The sequence below is a fragment of the Chitinophaga oryziterrae genome (genome assembly GCF_009758125.1).
Classification (GTDB): Bacteria; Bacteroidota; Bacteroidia; order Chitinophagales; family Chitinophagaceae; genus Chitinophaga; species Chitinophaga oryziterrae.
Genome location: NZ_WRXO01000003.1, coordinates 172983 through 190513, shown reverse-complemented (window position 1 = coordinate 190513; position 17531 = coordinate 172983). Strand labels below are relative to the sequence as shown.

Genomic DNA, 17531 nt, shown 5'->3' with positions numbered 1-17531 from the left:
TCGTAAATTTTGAATTAAATTATTGTGAACATTTTTGAACTTGTCTTGTTATAAAATCCGTATGTTCGTTGAAGCAAGACTGTCACATGAGGGGGGAGCAAAATGTTTGAGTAGTCTCATTAAGCACATCATATTATTATGCAAACAACTGCATTGATTTAACAAACGTAAACTGGGGAAATACATTTCTGATTTAATACTTATGACATAGTCTGCGAAATTCATTTTAAATATGAACAACGGGCATCCTCATTGTACCACTGAAATAGTTGCCTATGGGAAATTTTTGTTGAAATTCGGTATTTCATACCGTATCAATGATCCATGGCTGGAAATAGGGAATTGTGATTCTGCTAATAGTGGAATCCTCTATATCTCTGTGCTATCGCAGGATGCGGAAAAATTAATTCACAATGTAGCACCCTTGCTGCAGGCGTATAATGCACCATTCAGACTATTACAAAATAGTCATCTCTTCGATTTAAATAATGGGTTTGCATTCGGTACGAGTGATGCCGGCAAGGTCTTTATGATTTATCCTTCTTCGGATAAACAGGCTGCATTACTGGCAGAAGAACTGGAACTGGTCACCACTGAGTTTGAAGGTATTATAATAGGTGATTGTATCCGGATAGGGAAAGTATTATACACTACTGAAAGCATCGCATTTAAAATACCTAAGATTTATCGTATCAAAAAAAGGAAGGGTATAATTGGGAATTATTATGTTCCAATCCGGTTATTGAAGTTTAGCCCTAAAGGGGATATTAACTTAGGCGTGAGTCTGAAAGGCTTATCATTCACGCCCTGTATTATCAAACAGGCACGTGCAGGATCATTCACAGACAAATTCAAACGGCAGTCCTTTCATAAACTGCAATGGCAAAAGACCGTACTGGAATCCTTGCAGGGCAAAGTACCTACTCCACGTGTAATAGATTTTTGCAGAAAGGGAAGAGATCATTATCTGATCATAGAATATATAGAAGGAGAAAGTCTTTTACAGAAAATCATCTCTATACATGGTAATCAGAACTGGAAAAATCTGTCTGTTAAAAACAGGAATGAATTATTGAATTATTTTTTACAGATAACAGAAATTATAAACAGCCTTCATCAACTAGGTTATTTACACAGAGATATTCAGATTAATAATTTCATTGTCAAAGATCAAAAAGTATATATTATCGATTTTGAGCTGGCATACTATATGCCGGCCGGCATACCCAATCCGGCCTTTGGTTTCGGCACTGCGGGGTTTGTATCGCCTGAACAAAAAGCAGGCCTGACACCCACTCCGGCTGAAGATATTTATTCATTAGGAGCATTACTTGCTTTTATAATTTTGAATCCTCAAAATAGCCTTGAATTTTCTGGTAACATTTATAATGCGTTGGTCAGCCTGAATCTGGAAGAAAATATTCTGGAGACAATTGTCAGCTGTTTGGATCCGGTAGCAGAGAACAGACCTTCGTTACCTGCAATTATAAATGCGTTGAAAGCAGATTTCATTAAGGTCTAATAAATAAATACCATGAAAAAAAGAGGATTAATTATTAACACAGTTTATTTTCTGTTCATTGTCATGTTTACGTATGCAGCTACAAGTAAATGGATGATGTTTAATGTCTTCGTTTCCCAGATAAATAAGCAGCCCTTTAATGACAAATTAACGCCCTTACTGGTTTGGGGAATCCCTATTGCTGAAATTACCGTATCTCTAATGATGATGTTGGATAAAACCCGTGTGCTGGCATTAAAAATTGCTACAGCTATGATGATTTTATTTACGGGATATATCATCTTGATTAAACTAAATCTTTTTGGAAAAATACCTTGCGCTTGTGGAGGTGCAATAACAGAATTAAGCTGGACACAACACCTCTTCTTCAACCTGTTCTTTGTATTTGCAGGGGTACTGGCAATCTTCTTAATAAAGAAAAACAGATATAGCACTGAATAAATCCGATAGACTGGAATTAAAAAAAGGTGGGGACCTATTATTAGTAACTTCAAAATCTAAGTTATGACAAAAATGAAATTCGCATTTGCAGCGATGGCTGCACTTATTGGCGTTGGCGGAGCATATGCTTCTAAACCAAGCTCAAAACCGTCAACAGTACACACCTGGAGGGACATTAATAATGTAACTCAAATGATTGGTACCACTGCAGATGCTGAAGCAGCCTGCCCTGGCAGTGATGTATTTTGTTTAAGGGCAGCAGATGCTTCCTCTCTTATTGTAAAACAACTTCAGTGATGTATCCAGTCGGATGAGAAGAGCATACAAGGTATGCTCTTCTCTACTGTTAATTATATCCGTCATTTTGGGTAAGGTTCGGATTTAACAAACGTTCAGCGCCTGGAATAGGATATAGCGTATCTGTAGCATTCCATCCAAGTTTCCTGTTTTTCAAAACAAGATCTGCCTGTTTGGTCCTCTTCAGATCAAACCAGCGATTTCCCCATTCTGTAAATAGTTCCGTCTGACGTTCCTTTTGGATAGCAACCAGCAAATCTGTCTTATTGATAGATGAGTCAATGAGTGACAGTCCTGCCCTGTAACGCACAGTATCCAGGTCCTGGATGGCCCCGGGAAGATTTCCCAGATTTGCCCTTGCCTCTGCCCTGATTAAATATTGTTCTGCCAATCGAAGTACCACATAGTATTCCCTGAGAACAAATGATGCTGAGAAGTCGGCTTTCAATTTATATTTATAAGGGAAGGAATATAGCACACCTCCCGCCGATTGACTACCTATCCAGTTGATAACACGTTTATCACCAGGCTCAAATACGCCCAGCAGATAATTACTAAGAGAATAAGCAGGTACAGCGAATGTCCTGGACGGAATAAATTGGTTTCCCTCTGTTGTATTGTATCCTTGTGCTACAGGCATCATTTGAAAGATACTTTCATTACTGGTGTACAGAAACACATGGGTTAAATCCTTTTCCAGCGAATAAGACCCGGAATTAATAACTGCACTTGCTGCAGATTCGACCTCCTGCCAGTTATCATCATACAAATAAACCTTTGCCAGCATAGCTGATACCGTCCATTTATTGGCTCTTGCCCTATCAGGTGAAGGATAGGAAGGGATCAATAAATTTAATGCATTGATAAGATCTGCTTTTATCCGGGATCTTACAATAGTTGCATTCGTTCTTGGCAATGTCGCATTAGTGGTATAATCAGTCGTAATAATCAAAGGCAGGTCTCCGAAAAGATTAACCATATAGAAGTATAGAAACGCTCTTAAGAAGTAAGACTCTCCAAGCAGTTGGTTCCTGGTTGCCTCAGTTAACGATTTGCTGCTCTTGAGACCTTCTATACATGCATTCGTTTGGTAAATAAGATCATAAGCCCTGACCCATAAATCTTTTCTCAAAAGCGAATTGGAAGGTTGAAGCGAATTGATGAAGAATTCCTGAACAGTGCTGTTGGTTTCATTCTGAATAAGTTCATCGGCCGAAAGACCTGTATAAATAGTAATGCCTCCGTTTAAAAAACTAACAGCAGATGACATGGCTTTTGAATAGATGCCTGTAACCGCAGAAACAGCAGATGCATCACTCTTAAAAACATCTGTGCTTTCGGTCAGGTTTTCCGGCCCAGGTACATCTATGAGTTTCTTACAACCCGTGACAACTATTAATAGAAAACAGAAAATACAATTAATCCGGTAATTCATAACTATGATTTGTTATTATCTCTGGACACTCATAGGAATGAGTAACAATTTAGAAACCAAGCTGCAGCCCTGCCATGATTGTTCTAAGCGGTGGAAGCGAAAAATAATAGGGAGTTTCAGGATCAAATCCGTTATAACCTGTAAAAGTAAACAGGTTGTGCCCCTGTACATAAATATGCAGACTTTTCAGTTTTAACGATTTTACAACTTTCTCTTTCATCGTGTAAGAAACAGATACATTTCTGATCTTCAGATATCCGGTATTACTATATGCAATATCCGAAAAGGGAATATTCTGCGCTAATGCGTATGCGCTACTACTGGCAATGGCTGTAAATTTCTGCACATTGCTGACATCGCCGGGGTTTTGCCAGCGGTCAAGTACCAACGTAGGCTGATTGAAAGCGAAACCAGGTAGCTGAGAACTGATAAACGCAGCGTAGTAATAATTGGGTACTGTTTGTTTCTTAAATTCTAACAAAATATCCACCTGAAATTGATGAAACCTGGTTGAACTATTTATACCACCATAATATTTAGGGTCTGAATTTCCTAAAATCTGGTGATCTGCGGTAGTTAATCTATTATCCTTATCTACATCTTTAAATGTGTATAGCCCTGTATTCCTGTCTACACCTGTTGACCGGTAACCTTTAATAACATTTACAGAATATCCTACAGCATAAGTTGCATAATAAGATGAATTTTCTATACCGGGATAACTTACCAGTTTGTTGGATGGCACTGTTAAATTCGCATCTAGCGTCCAGTTAAACCCGGCATGTTTAATCAGATCTATTGTTGCGGTCAACTCCAGTCCTGTATTAAGTATAACTGCCGGCAGATTTCTGGTGATAGCGATGAAACCTGTCTGAGAAGGCAATTTAAACTCCAGTAATTGATTGTCACTCCGGTTCCTGTAATAAGCGATAGAGAAAAGTAACCGGTCATGTAAAGTACTTAACTCTATGGCCGCTTCCAACTTTTTATTTCTTTCCCAGGAAAAAGCCGGATTTAAAAGCGCCTGGGGCTGAACACCGGGAACACCCTGGTAAGGCCGCACTCCTAATGACGACCATAAATCAAGATATTTATAATCCCCTATCTGATCATTACCGGTTATCCCATAGCTACCACGCAGTTTACCAAAATTCAGGAAAGGAAGCAAGTTTTTTGCAAATGTTTCATTTGTAAAAATCCATGCCGCTCCGAAAGATCCGAAAGTTGCATATGGTTTCTTTGGTCCAAAGCGACTTGATCCATCTCTCCTTACAGATACATTTGCAATATACCTGTCTTTATAGTTATAATTGAAACGTCCGAATACAGCTGCATATCTGTAATAATAACGTTCGTCTGGCTGATATATAATGCTATTAGCTCCTGCTAATGAATTTAATTCCGCATCGCTGGTATATCCTTCTCCGCTTACACTGGTATGATAGATATCATTTTGCTGCCAGGAGCCTCCCAATAAGACCGCTATTTTACCTTTTAACAGTACACCGGAATAATCCAGTTGTGGCTCAATAATATAGTTATTAAACTTACTGGTGGCGAAATTAGCGGTACCTGTTATTACAGAATTTGTATAAGGATTCTGTGATGCTATAGGTATTTGGGAATGCTCCCTTGTATTTAACTTGTCGTACCCAAAATTGGCACGAAAGATAAGCCCTTTCATTATCTTATAACCAGGCTTGAAACTCACTAACCAGTTATCCGTTTTAATCTCATATTTTTTCAGCAGGTCGGCAAGAGGGTTATTAAAAGTACCCCCATTTTCCTGCCAGTTTAAATTGCCTGCCTGATCACGTAAAGCAGGAGCATTAGGAGGCAAAAGAAAACTATTAAATTCAGCATTATACAAATTATTGTCATCAGTGGAATATTTAATGTTAAAATCCAGGAAGAACCTGGAATCTGAAGACTTATGATTCAAATTAAAGTTGAACGTCCCCTTATTGTAACCTATATCCGAAGGAAATACAGACGTTTCATGATGATAGCCTGTACTTGCAAGATACTGGGTCCTGGTATTGCCTCCGGAAACAGCAGCATTAACATTTGTAGAATGAGCAGTACCTCCTATTAAATATTTCTGCCAATTAACATCCCTGTGCTGATCCCAAAGTGTGAGATCAGGCGCATAATTAACATGACCTGCAATAGAGCCCGGACTCATTCCATCATTGGAGAATGCCTCATTTCTCATTTTCAGATATTGCGGAATAGAAAGCAATGGAGCCATATGGGCTACCTCTTTAATACCTTTGGAAACATCAAAATTATAAGCCATTTTCCCTGGCTTCCCTCGTTTTGTAGTAATTAATACTACACCGTTTGCACCGCGACTCCCATAAATGGCCGTAGCATCAGCGCCCTTTAAAACATCTATACTTTCAACATCAGCAGGATTAAGGTTATTAAAAAAACTAATTCCACCGTCGTCAAAATTTTGAGAGGCAATAGAAGAAAGTATATTTATCTTTTTACCTGGAGTAATAATAGGTATACCATCAATAATAAACAGAGGTTCAGAACCATTATCTATTGAACTGCGTCCCTGAATTTGCATGGTGTAACTTGTTCCTGCCACACCGCTGGATACAGTAATAGGTAATCCTGCAACCCGGCCCTGTAACGCAGCCAAAGGATTGGCCTCTGCCACCCGACCGATCTCCTTTTCTTTAATACTGATTACACTGCCTGTATTTAATCGCCTGGATGTACTGCCATAAGCGATAGCAACAACCTCATCCAGCATATTATCCGACCTCGATAATCTGACATGAATAGAATCACCTGTTGAAACAACTACCTGCTGTTTCTCATATCCGGTATAAGTGATGATCAATAGAGGAGATTTTTTGTTGCAATTCAACACAAAATTACCCTGTTCATCCGAAACAGTACCTATGCTGGTATTATTTATATGAACGGATGCACCGGGCAGAGGTATATTCTCATCATCTGTTATGAGGCCTTTAACAGAAATGGTTTTATACTGACCAGCTATTTCAGCAGAAGAAGTATCAGATGATTTAGAGAAAATGATCATATCATCTTTAATAACCCAGGTAAGGCCTTTATCCTTTGCCAGCCTGGTTAAAATATCCTGCACTGTTTCGTTCTGTGCTGTAATACTGCATAATACTTTATCGTCAATTACAGTCATTGCAGCTACTACATTAAGATCAGCCTTCTTACAAACCCTGCGCAGTACTGATAATAGAGGTTTATTACTCACAGATATATTCATACGCCTGTTCAAACCCGGTGGCACATTATCTTGCCCCATAGCAGGCATTACGCTGGCAATCAGGAAAAATAGCAGGCATAGTGCGTTGTAAAATGCACCACTAAATTTTGGTGTTTTTAGCATAGAGAAGCGTGGAACCGTTTCTTTGGGTGTGTCTTTTGAAATTCCCCAACCATATAAGACAATTCTGATTTTAAAAAAGTATGAACGATTCTAAAAATATTTTTATCCATTTTGGGGTTACAGAGGGGGTATTACCCTGTAATCCGCTATGGACGGTCTTTTAGCATTTTTCACCTTCCTTCCTGAAAAATTAGTTCCTGGCTGTTCATTTTGACATTGAAAAAATAGGTAATTTCGGTAATAATTTCCACGTACGGATATGCCCCGGACAAAAAAATTAAGACGCACCAGACAGTCGGATCTTTTAGAAGTCATGTAACTTAAATTTTATATGCTCGTGCAAGAATGGCAGATACAGGAGGATTTTGAGTTATTCCGGCAAATTAAAGCCGGAGACAGAAAAGCGTTCTCAGTGATATATGAGAAGTATCGTGAAGTTGTCTATACTACTGCTTACCTGGTGCTCCACGATAAGACTGATGCCGAAGATGTGATGCAGGAGGTATTCCTGGCTCTTTGGGCGCAGAGAGGCAAGATCGAGATCAAATCAACTGTCAAATTTTATCTCTCCCGGATCGCTCATAATATGAGCCTTAATAAAATAGAACATAATTCCAACCACGCTAAACGGAACCTCCGCTACAGCCGGATGAACGTCAATTTCGAACATCCTTACGTATATGTAAATAATAATGAACAAAGGGACACCCTTAATAATGCGATGAAAATGTTACCCGAAAAGAGTCGCCGTTCCCTTGAGCTCGTTTACTTCGAAGAAAAATCCCACAAAGAAGTCGCTGACCTCATAGGTCTGTCTGTTAATACCGTTAAAACACAGGTATATTCCTCCTTAAAACTGATGCGCGCCAAACTCCACTTAAAATAAATTTCGATCTGTTCATACTTTTTAATCTTTAGCATTGTCTATAATATAATACTATGGATTTAGACGCTATTGACATACAGACGCTTATTATTGCCGACATATTAGGATCAATTACGCCTGAAGAAAAGATTCAGCTGAATAAGTTGAAGACAGAGTATGAAGAAGTAAGACTCCAATATGAATATATCAAAAAGGAACTGGCATCAGAAGGCACTCAGGTTGCCGGAGAAGGTTATGCGACTGCAGATCAGTTGATAGCAATCGCCGGGAAACGGAAGCGCAACAAAATAATAAAGATTTTTGCTGCTGCCAGTACTATACTCATTGTCGGAGGAGGATTGCTATATTATATCAATTCTTCCATGAAACCAGATTCACCCACATTTATGAGTGATAATGTAAATGATAATATAATAATGCTGACTGTTGGAAGCAAGAAAATAAATCTGGAAAGCAAGCCTTTAGAGAACGTCAACGGTTTTCTTTTAAGTAGTAATCATAAAACATTAACATATACGGGAGCCAGCGAAATCTATACCGCCAGTACGCTAACTGTTCCTTCAGGAAAAGATTATACGGTGATACTTAGCGATGGAAGTACCGTTATCCTTAACTCTGCATCTAAACTGGAATTTCCGATGAAGTTTCATGGCAATTCACGTGAGGTCAGCATTACAGGAGAAGCATTCTTCAAAATAGCCAGGAATACGCAACCTTTTATCGTCCATACGCCCAACAGCGATGTACAGGTGCTTGGTACTGAATTTAACGTGAATACCTACGATAGTGGCACTGTAAAAGTCGCCCTTGTTGAAGGAAGTGTAAAAATGAATGCCGGCGGTAACAGTGTTTTATTAAAGCCAGGCAGGATTGCCTCCTTCACCGGAAAGGACATTACAACAAATTCATTTGACCTGGAGGATATCATGGACTGGCAAAAAGGGATCTTTAGATTTCCTGATGGTGTAACAATCAATGAAATTGCCAAAGCTGTGCCCAGGTATTCCGGAACAAAGCTGATTGTTGATCAATCCGCAACCGGTAAGAAATTCATAGGTATTACTTACAACCGTAATAAGCCAATAGAAGACTTGCTGTTCCAACTAAATGCCACCAAAGAAATTACATCTTATAAACAAGGTGAAGAAATTCATCTGAAATAGTTCTTTCTTTTTGTCAACTTTTCTATGAAAACCCTCATTTAACCAGGATAAGTCCTCCTCATAATAACCTTCTATTTAGTTTAGCAGTAGACTAGCAGAACTAAACGCTTTCAGTTGTTTGTTAACCCATTTTTTTTATACAACCAACTAAAAGATAGATTAATGTTACAGTCACCAATTGCCCGCTTTTTGCAATCAGATGCAGGAGAATTTATTAAAACTTTTGGAATCTTGTTAATAATATTGATTTCCATTATTGTTTTGGCAGTAAGTGTAAGAAGCCTCAGGCGCAGGAATTATATTAATCAGATTACTTCGTTAAAAGCAAAGTATATCGAAGATTTGCGTCAGCATATAGCTGAGTATCTTTCCATGGCTATGGAATGTAATAAAGCCATCTTTGTTGAAAATCACAAAACGGGGGTTGAAAGACACCAGTTGATAAAAGAACTGGAAAGAAAGTATACACTCATCACATTGTTTCTAGATAATAAAAATCCTGTGGACAGGAAACTGACTGATTACATCCAGGAAATAAGACTGGCAGCTATCACTACACGTACTAACGGATGGGAAATAGAAGCTGCTATTCAGCAACTGGTGAATTACGGTCAGCAGGTACTATTACTTGAATGGAAAAATCTGAAAAGAGAAGCCAGGACCGGGTGCGTAGATTCCTATGAAGTACATAACATAAGAGAAGAATTTATGTTTGCGAACGTAGATCTTTGATTAATGATCGTTTAAAGGTAGCCCTCTGCGCTGAAACTCTTTCCAGTTCAGGTATTCATCGCCCTTTCTTTGTTCTGTCATCGTAATACAGTTATCAACAGGGCAAACGAGCTGACACAGATTACACCCTACACACTCATCCTCTTTGATAGAGTAAGTATTGTAGGGATTGCCGTACGACAGGTTAATAGCCTGGTGTGAGCCGTCTTCGCATCCAATATAGCATAACCCGCAATGGATACATTTATCCTGATTAATATGAGCAACGATATGAAAGTTCATATCCAGCTCTTCCCAGTTTGTTAAAGTAGGAAGTGATCTCCCAATAAACTCATCTATTGTTTGAAACCCTTTTTCGTTCATCCAGTTGTTTAACCCATCACACATATCCTCGATAATACGGAAGCCATATTTCATGGCAGCTGTACAAACCTGCAGGGTAGTAGCTCCCAGCAACATGAACTCTACCGCATCCTTCCAGGTTTCGATTCCACCGATACCTGAAATGGGTACGGCAGAGGTCACCCTGTCCTGACCAATAGTAGTGAGCATCTTTAATGCGATAGGCTTAACAGCAGGCCCGCAATATCCCCCAAAAGTAGATTTGCCCCCAACATTGGGATTAGGCACAAATGTATCCAGGTCTACACCTGTAACTGATTGAATCGTATTGATAAGCGATAATGCATGCGTACCTGCTTCTACCGCAGCCCTGCCGGTAGGCACTACAGAATGCACGTTAGGCGTTAATTTGGTAATAACAGGAATAGTAGCGGCTTCCATCACCCATTCCACCACCTTTCTGGCAATGTCAGGGTCCTGCCCTACTGCCGCGCCCATCCCCCTTTCCGTCATGCCATGCGGGCAGCCAAAATTCAGCTCCAACCCATGGGCTCCGGTATCCTCCACTTTCTTAATCAGTTCATGCCAGCTGTTACGATCATTGTCGGCCATCAGTGAAACAATCATCGCGCGGTCGGGAAACAACCGCACACACTCTTTGATTTCCTTCAGGTTAATTTCCAGCGGACGGTCACTGATCAGTTCAATATTGTTAAACCCCATTACACGGCGCCCATTGTAATCAACCGCTGAATAACGGGAAGATACATTCTTCACCTGGCTCCCCAGGGTCTTCCAGACCACACCACCCCAGCCAGCCTCAAAAGCACGCAGTACGTTTACCTGCTTATCCGTTGGTGGTGCACTTGCCAGCCAAAAAGGATTAGGTGATCTGATACCGAGAAAATTGGCTGATATATCTGCCATATGAAAAGTTTAAAATAAATATTGCAATATTGCTTTTGCGCTATCCTTCCCCGCCTGAACTGCATCTACTACCTCTTTACCTCCATTCACACAATCTCCACCTGCAAATACCCCTTTTATACTGGTAGTACTATGACCATCAATAATTACCCTGCCCTTATTATTATCCAGCTGATTACCGGATACCAGTTCTTCAAATGGCATCTGACCAGCGGCCTTAATCACCATATCAACTGCGAAAGTGATGATCTCTCCGGTAGCTACCGGTATACCGGCTGCATCCAGTTTCACCACATTACAGACAAGTTGAGTGGCCTTGCCATCTTCTCCTGTTATCTCTTTGGGGGCAGCCAGCCATACGATCTTACAACCATCCAGTTTAGCTATATTCAGTTCTGCCTCCGTACAGGGCATTTCCTGTTGTGTTCTCCTGTAAACCAGGGTCACCTCTTTAGCTCCCAGCCGTTTTGCCTGTGTAGCTGCATCAATGGCTGTCATACCCATCCCTATTACCGCCACCTGGTCCCCTACAGGGATGGCAGGATAGCCTTTTGTTCTGATATCATAAATGAAGCTGATGGCATCTACGACCCCATGTAACTGTTCTCCGGGTATTCCCAGTTGACGGGCCAATCCTACCCCAAATGCGAGATATACTGCATCATAACTGTTTTGTAAGATCTCCAGGCTGATATTCTTTCCCAGCTCCTGGTTATATACTATGTCGATACCGCCAATGGAAGTTATATAGTCTACCTCTTCCTGGCAAAACTGCGGCGTAACCTTATAGGCGGCAATGCCATAGGTCATCAATCCACCACCTTTACTTTCCTTTTCATAGATCGTTACATCTACCCCTTCTCTCGATAATGCATGCGCACAACTAAGTCCGGAAGGGCCGGCGCCTATTATCGCCACCTTCTTACCGGTAGACGGTTTTCTTGTAAACAGCGGCCATTGCTCCTGTATAGCTCTTTCTGTGGCAAATCGCTGCAGCCGGGCTATAGGTATTGCCTCTTCTTCCATCAGGTTGTATACACAGGCCCCTTCACATAATTTCTCTACCGGGCATACCTTTGCACAACCTCCACCCATAATGTTCGATACTAATATAGTGTAGGCAGCGCCTCTGAGATTCTCTGTGGTGATTTGTTTAATAAACTTAGGGACATCGATACCTGTAGGACAACTTTTTGTACAGGGAGCATCGTAACAATACAGGCAACGATTGGCTTCTACCAAAGCAGCATCATTTGTTTCAAATGGCGGACGTATATCGCTGAATTGCTCCTTGTATTCATCAGCTGTTAGCCTGTTATTACGGATTGCCATAGCAATAATTTAAAGTTCTGTCAGTTTACCATAGGTTTCCGGTCTTCTGTCACGAAAGAACTGCCATACGTTTCTTACTTCTTCTATCATATCAAGGTCAAATGATGCGATCAGCAACTCGTCCTTATCTTCGGAAGCAATGGCGAATATTTGTCCGCGTGGATCTACGAAATAAGAAGAGCCATAAAATCTGCCCAGGTTCCAGGGTTTCTCCTCTCCCACCCGATTTATACATCCCATGAAATAACCGTTGGCAGCAGCATGTGCAGGTTGTTCCAGTTTCCATAAATACTGAGATAAACCAGCTACTGTAGCTGATGGATTATAGACGATCTCCGCCCCGTTTAATCCAAGGCATCTTGCGCCATCCGGAAAATGACGATCGTAGCAAATATAGACTCCCACTTTAGCATACCTCGTTTGAAATACAGGGTAACCCAGGTTGCCTGGTTTAAAGAAGAATTTCTCCCAGAAACCGGAAGTATGCGGAATATGGTTCTTACGATATTTTCCAAGATAAGTACCATCCGCATCAATAACAGCAGCCGTATTATATAATATGCCGGCCTGTTCTTTTTCATATACCGGTACGATGATCACCATGTTGTATTTAGCAGCATAAACAGCCATACGGTCTGTTGTTGCTCCGGGTACACTTTCGGCCGACTGATACCACTTACTATCCTGTCCCGGGCAAAAATAAGGGGTATTGAAAATCTCCTGTAAACACAATATCTGCACTCCTTTTTTTCCCGCTTCTTCAATCAGCGGAATATGTTTTTGAATCATAGCCTCTTTGATCTCCTCAATAGTTCCTTCGCCCTCTGTTTTAGGCAAGCTCATTTGAATTAATCCTGATTTGATAATACGCGACATAGTGATTTAATTTACTGTTTTACGTTTAATGAATTTCCCATAGCCCTTTGGCACCAGGCATTCACCATTATCTACTGCTATTTTCCCTCTCAATAAAACCGTCTTTACTTTTCCGTTTATTTCCCATCCTTCATAAGCGGAATAATCCACGTTCATATGATGTGTAGCTGCAGATAATACATGTTTCTTTTCCGGATCAAAAATGACGATATCTGCATCACTGCCTGTTGCAATGGTCCCTTTACGCGGGAACATCCCAAATATTTTTGCAGGATTGGCAGAAGTTATCTCTACATATTTATTGAGTGAGATCTTCTTTTTGTGTACCCCTTCACTATACAGCAATTCCATCCTGTTTTCTATGGCAGGATGACCATTAGGTATTTTGGAAAAGTCCTCGGCCCCCATCAGTTTTTGCTTCCACATGAACGGGCAGTGGTCCGTTGCCACTATGTTTACCAGTCCCTGGTTAATGCCCGCCCATAAAGTATCCTGGTCTTTTTTCTTACGCAAAGGCGGGCTCATTACCCATTTGGCGCTTTCAAAATCCTTTTCATAATAGGAGTCATCCAGCAGCAAATACTGGATACAGGTTTCTACAAATATGTGCTGATTCCTTTTGGTAGCATTGCGTACCGCATTCAATGCACCTTCGCAGGTGAGATGTACAATGTAAGCAGTACATCCTGTGTAATCTGCAATATCAGCAAAGCGTCCGGAAGCTTCTGCTTCTGTTACTTCCGGTTGAGAGAGGTAATGATAACGGGGAGATAATTTCCCTTCGCTTTTATGCTGAGATATCAGGTAATCGATCATATCACCATTTGTGGCGTGTACGGTCACCATTCCGCCCTGCTGCTTCACTTCCTGCATTAATGCGGTCATCTGACTATCATTGATCATCAGTGAGCCTTTATATGCCATGAATGTTTTGAAAGAGGTGATCCCCTCATCCACCATCTCTTTTATTTCCTTTTTGGTATGATCATTAAAATCAGTAACTGCCATATGAAAACCGTAGTCACCTACGGCTGTTCCTTCTGCCCTGCCATTCCATTCATTCAATGCCTCTCTTAATGAATGCCCCTGTTTCTGTAATACGAAATCGATCACGGTAGTTGTGCCGCCATGTAATGCAGCACGGGTACCTGTTTCATGTGTATCACTGGAAAAGGTGCCCATAAAAGGCATATCAAGATGCACATGTGGATCTATTCCACCGGGCATCACAAGCATACCGGATGCATCTATTTCCTGTGTTGCTTTTACTGGCAGGTTTTTACCAATTGCCGTGACGATCTCTCCTTCGATGAAGATATCAGCGATATAGTCATCTGTGGCCGTAATGATCCTTCCGTTTTTAATCAGCAGTGACATAATTTACCTTCTCTTTAGTGATAATAGTAATGATATAATAACTGATCCCTGACACAAAGAATCCTACAAACCAGGCATAACTGTATATGCCGGATAACCATTGTGGCACAGCATCCGGAGATATCAGTCCGATCGTTTTCAGGAACCCTGGAATATTGGGAAGTATGCCCAACAACAATGTGATCAATGCATACCGGTTAAAACCATTTGTGAAGCTGTAGATCCCTGTCGGCTTATACAGTTCATCAACTTCTAATTCCTGTTTACGTACCAGGTAATAATCAGCGATCATAATTCCGCCTACTGGTCCTAATAAACTGGAATATCCCACCAGCCAGGTAAAAATATAACCGGTAGGATCGGCCACCAGTTTCCATGGGAAAATAAGGATGCCGATAATACCTGTAATATATCCTCCTGTGCGGAAATTGATCTTTGCAGGAGATAGATTGGCAAAGTCATTCGCAGGACTTACAATATTCGCAGCGATGTTAGTAGCGAGTGTAGATATTGCCACTGCGATCATGGCAAAGCTTACCAGTATTTTGTTATCGAATTTACCGGCCAGAACTACAGGGTCCCAGATGGTAGCACCATATACAATGGTAGTAGCGGAAGTCACTACTACACCTATGAATGAAAATAATGTCATGGACGAGGGCAGGCCCAGTGCCTGTCCTTTTATCTGCGCACGCTGGTTAACAGCATATCTTGTAAAGTCCGGTATGTTCAGGGAGAGTGTCGCCCAGAAGCCGACCATGGCTGTTAGTCCGGGTATAAAGAAAGCCCAGAAAGCAGCAGTCGTTGTAAATTTAGATGGCTGTGTTAATATAGGTCCCAGGCCGCCATTAACAGCAGTAATAGCCCAGTATAATAATGCCAGAGCTGCCAATGGCAAAAATATCGCTTTAAATACCAGCAGTTTTTTGATACTGTCTATACCAAGGTATACGATATACATATTCAGGAACCAGAACAACAGGAAACAGATAGCAGGTCCCGTAGGCAAACCAAAAGACGCAGGGAACACCGGAGGTAATGTGGCCAGGGCTGGTATCCATAAGCGCAGCATCTGAAAAAGAGCAAAACCCCCTATCCATGTTTGAATCCCGAACCATCCGCAAGCCACAATTGCCCGCAGCATAGCCGGGATATTAGCGCCCTTGGTCCCGAAGCTGGCCCTGGCAAATACAGGGAATGGAATACCGTATTTAGCACCGGCATGTCCGTTCAATAACATTGGGATCAACACTACTGTATTACCTGCGAAGATGGTGAGGATAGCCTGCCACCAGTTCATGCCGCCTTCTATTAGTGAACTGGCCAGCATGTAGGTAGGGATACACAGGCTCATACTGATCCACAGGGCAGCGTAGTTCCAGGTATTCCAGGTCCTTTTGGAAGAAGGCACAGGTGCAAGGTCATCACTGTACAATGTTGTATTAGTGTCCATAGTGTATGGTTAGATTACGTATTCATCAGCAATGGACAGGGCTTCATCAATCATCGCCAATCCTTCCTCTACCTGTTCTCTCGTAATACTCAAAGGTGGTGCAATGAACACATAGTTCCAGCGTACGAAAGCATACATACCCAGTTGTTTCAACCTGGCAGCTACCTTGTTCATGATAGCCATTTCTTCCGGTTTGGCATTGAATGGCGCCATAGGTTCTTTAGTAGTGCGGTTTTTCACCAGCTCTATACAACCTAATAAACCTGTATTCCTAAAATCGCCGATACACGCATGCTGCTCTTTCATTTCTTCCATCCTTGCTTCTATATATACGCCCATCGTGGCAGCGTTCTCTATCAGATGTTCATCTTCATAAATTTTCAATACTTCCACACCTGCAGCACAGGCCACAGGATGAGCCGAATAGGTTAATCCCAGCCACAATACATGGTCATTAAAATGTGCAGCAATTGTATCACTTACAATCAAAGCGCCGAGGGGCAGATAGCCCGCAGTAATACCTTTCGCAGTAGCAATCATATCAGGCACTACACCGTGCAGATCACAGGCGAACCATTTACCTGTTCTGCCAAATCCGCTCATCACTTCATCTGCAATCAAGAGGATGCCGTGTTTATCACATATAGCTCTGATCTTTTGCAGATAGTCCGGCGGGTATTTAATACAGCCGGAAGAACCGCTTTCTCCTTCCATGAGAATAGCCGCCACATTTTCCGGCCCTTCAAATTCAATGACTCTTTCCACATGACTTACGCATTCCCTGCTACAGGTGCTGATCTCTTTTCCAAAAGGACAACGGTAACAATACGGATCTTCTACGTGAACAATATTAGGTACCTGCTGGGAATCCAATGCCAGTTTCCGGGGATCTCCGCCGGCTGTCATGGCACCATAGGAAGCCCCATGAAATGCGCGGTAACGGGTAATTATTTTATGGCGACCGGTATATAATCTCGCCAGCTTGATAGCGTTCTCAATAGCACTGGCACCGCATACAGTAAACAATGTTTTCTGCAGGTTACCGGGTGTAATTTCAGCTAATTTCTTTCCCAGTTCTCCACGGGCCTGTGTAACACACCCGGGTGTTACATAACTCACTTCCTGCATTTGTTTTACGACGGCAGCAGTGACACGCTGATTGCCGTGTCCGATGTTTACATTGATCAATCCGGAAGAGAAATCTATATAGCGTTTATCATCATAATCATAGAGATAAACACCTTCTGCGTGTTTTACCGCAATCGGTGCAAGCCCCTTTTGTTTACTCCATGAAAACAGGGTGTAGTCCAGGTTATCCTGTATGATTTCCTGTGCATTTGATACAGCAACTAATTCTGCCATG

14 protein-coding genes are annotated in these 17531 nt (G+C 41.4%); 6 read left to right on the top strand and 8 right to left on the bottom strand.

Annotation, left to right across the window (positions count from 1 at the left end; translation table 11 throughout):
- Window positions 1-232: 232 nt before the first annotated feature.
- The 3 genes from GO495_RS12830 (at window position 233) to GO495_RS12820 (ending at window position 2260) form a co-directional block, all read left to right on the top strand.
- Window positions 233-1522, top strand: coding sequence for a serine/threonine protein kinase (locus GO495_RS12830; RefSeq protein ID WP_157300098.1), 1290 nt, complete (start codon window positions 233-235; stop codon window positions 1520-1522).
- A 12-nt stretch (window positions 1523-1534) separates the two neighbouring features.
- Window positions 1535-1963, top strand: a complete 429-nt coding sequence (locus GO495_RS12825) for a MauE/DoxX family redox-associated membrane protein (protein WP_157300097.1) — start codon at window positions 1535-1537, stop codon at window positions 1961-1963.
- Between the two features lie 63 nt (window positions 1964-2026).
- Window positions 2027-2260: a hypothetical protein gene (locus tag GO495_RS12820; RefSeq protein WP_157300096.1), complete on the top strand. Its 234-nt coding sequence runs from the start codon at window positions 2027-2029 to the stop codon at window positions 2258-2260.
- A gap of 49 nt (window positions 2261-2309) precedes the next feature.
- On the opposite strand, the gene GO495_RS12815 is transcribed toward GO495_RS12820, so the two are convergent.
- A complete protein-coding gene (locus GO495_RS12815) occupies window positions 2310-3695 on the bottom strand; it encodes a RagB/SusD family nutrient uptake outer membrane protein (protein ID WP_157300095.1) in 1386 nt (461 codons plus the stop codon).
- 49 nt (window positions 3696-3744) lie between these two features.
- Window positions 3745-7080: a SusC/RagA family TonB-linked outer membrane protein gene (locus GO495_RS12810; RefSeq protein WP_157300094.1), complete on the bottom strand. Its 3336-nt coding sequence runs from the start codon at window positions 7078-7080 to the stop codon at window positions 3745-3747.
- Window positions 7081-7411: 331 nt separating this feature from the next.
- Here GO495_RS12810 and GO495_RS12805 point away from each other — a divergent pair, with 331 nt between their 5' ends.
- The 3 genes from GO495_RS12805 (at window position 7412) to GO495_RS12795 (ending at window position 9861) form a co-directional block, all read left to right on the top strand.
- Window positions 7412-7966 carry an RNA polymerase sigma factor gene (locus GO495_RS12805; RefSeq protein WP_157300093.1) on the top strand — a complete coding sequence of 185 codons (555 nt, stop codon included), beginning with the start codon at window positions 7412-7414 and terminating at the stop codon, window positions 7964-7966.
- Between the two features lie 53 nt (window positions 7967-8019).
- Window positions 8020-9129: a FecR family protein gene (locus tag GO495_RS12800; protein WP_157300092.1), complete on the top strand. Its 1110-nt coding sequence runs from the start codon at window positions 8020-8022 to the stop codon at window positions 9127-9129.
- A gap of 162 nt (window positions 9130-9291) precedes the next feature.
- Window positions 9292-9861 carry a hypothetical protein gene (locus GO495_RS12795; protein WP_157300091.1) on the top strand — a complete coding sequence of 190 codons (570 nt, stop codon included), beginning with the start codon at window positions 9292-9294 and terminating at the stop codon, window positions 9859-9861.
- Here the strand turns inward: GO495_RS12795 and preA are convergent, their stop codons facing one another.
- Genes preA through GO495_RS12765 form a run of 6 tightly spaced genes read right to left on the bottom strand, consistent with a single transcriptional unit; the run spans window position 9862 to window position 17530 of the window.
- On the bottom strand, window positions 9862-11130 hold the full coding sequence (gene preA, locus GO495_RS12790) for an NAD-dependent dihydropyrimidine dehydrogenase subunit PreA (RefSeq protein ID WP_157300090.1): 1269 nt from the start codon (window positions 11128-11130) through the stop codon (window positions 9862-9864). It abuts the gene before it with no gap.
- Between the two features lie 9 nt (window positions 11131-11139).
- Window positions 11140-12462 carry an NAD(P)-dependent oxidoreductase gene (locus GO495_RS12785; RefSeq protein WP_157300089.1) on the bottom strand — a complete coding sequence of 441 codons (1323 nt, stop codon included), beginning with the start codon at window positions 12460-12462 and terminating at the stop codon, window positions 11140-11142.
- 9 nt (window positions 12463-12471) lie between these two features.
- Window positions 12472-13338 (bottom strand): nitrilase-related carbon-nitrogen hydrolase, encoded by an 867-nt coding sequence (locus tag GO495_RS12780; protein ID WP_205691252.1) that lies wholly within the window; start codon window positions 13336-13338, stop codon window positions 12472-12474.
- A gap of 6 nt (window positions 13339-13344) precedes the next feature.
- Window positions 13345-14715 carry a dihydropyrimidinase gene (gene hydA / locus GO495_RS12775; protein ID WP_157300088.1) on the bottom strand — a complete coding sequence of 457 codons (1371 nt, stop codon included), beginning with the start codon at window positions 14713-14715 and terminating at the stop codon, window positions 13345-13347.
- Window positions 14699-16168: an NCS1 family nucleobase:cation symporter-1 gene (locus GO495_RS12770; RefSeq protein WP_157300087.1), complete on the bottom strand. Its 1470-nt coding sequence runs from the start codon at window positions 16166-16168 to the stop codon at window positions 14699-14701. The genes hydA and GO495_RS12770 overlap by 17 nt, the downstream gene beginning before the upstream one ends.
- A gap of 9 nt (window positions 16169-16177) precedes the next feature.
- Entirely contained in the window at window positions 16178-17530 is a 1353-nt protein-coding gene (locus tag GO495_RS12765) for an aminotransferase class III-fold pyridoxal phosphate-dependent enzyme (RefSeq protein ID WP_157300086.1), read from the bottom strand.
- Window position 17531 lies beyond the last annotated feature (1 nt).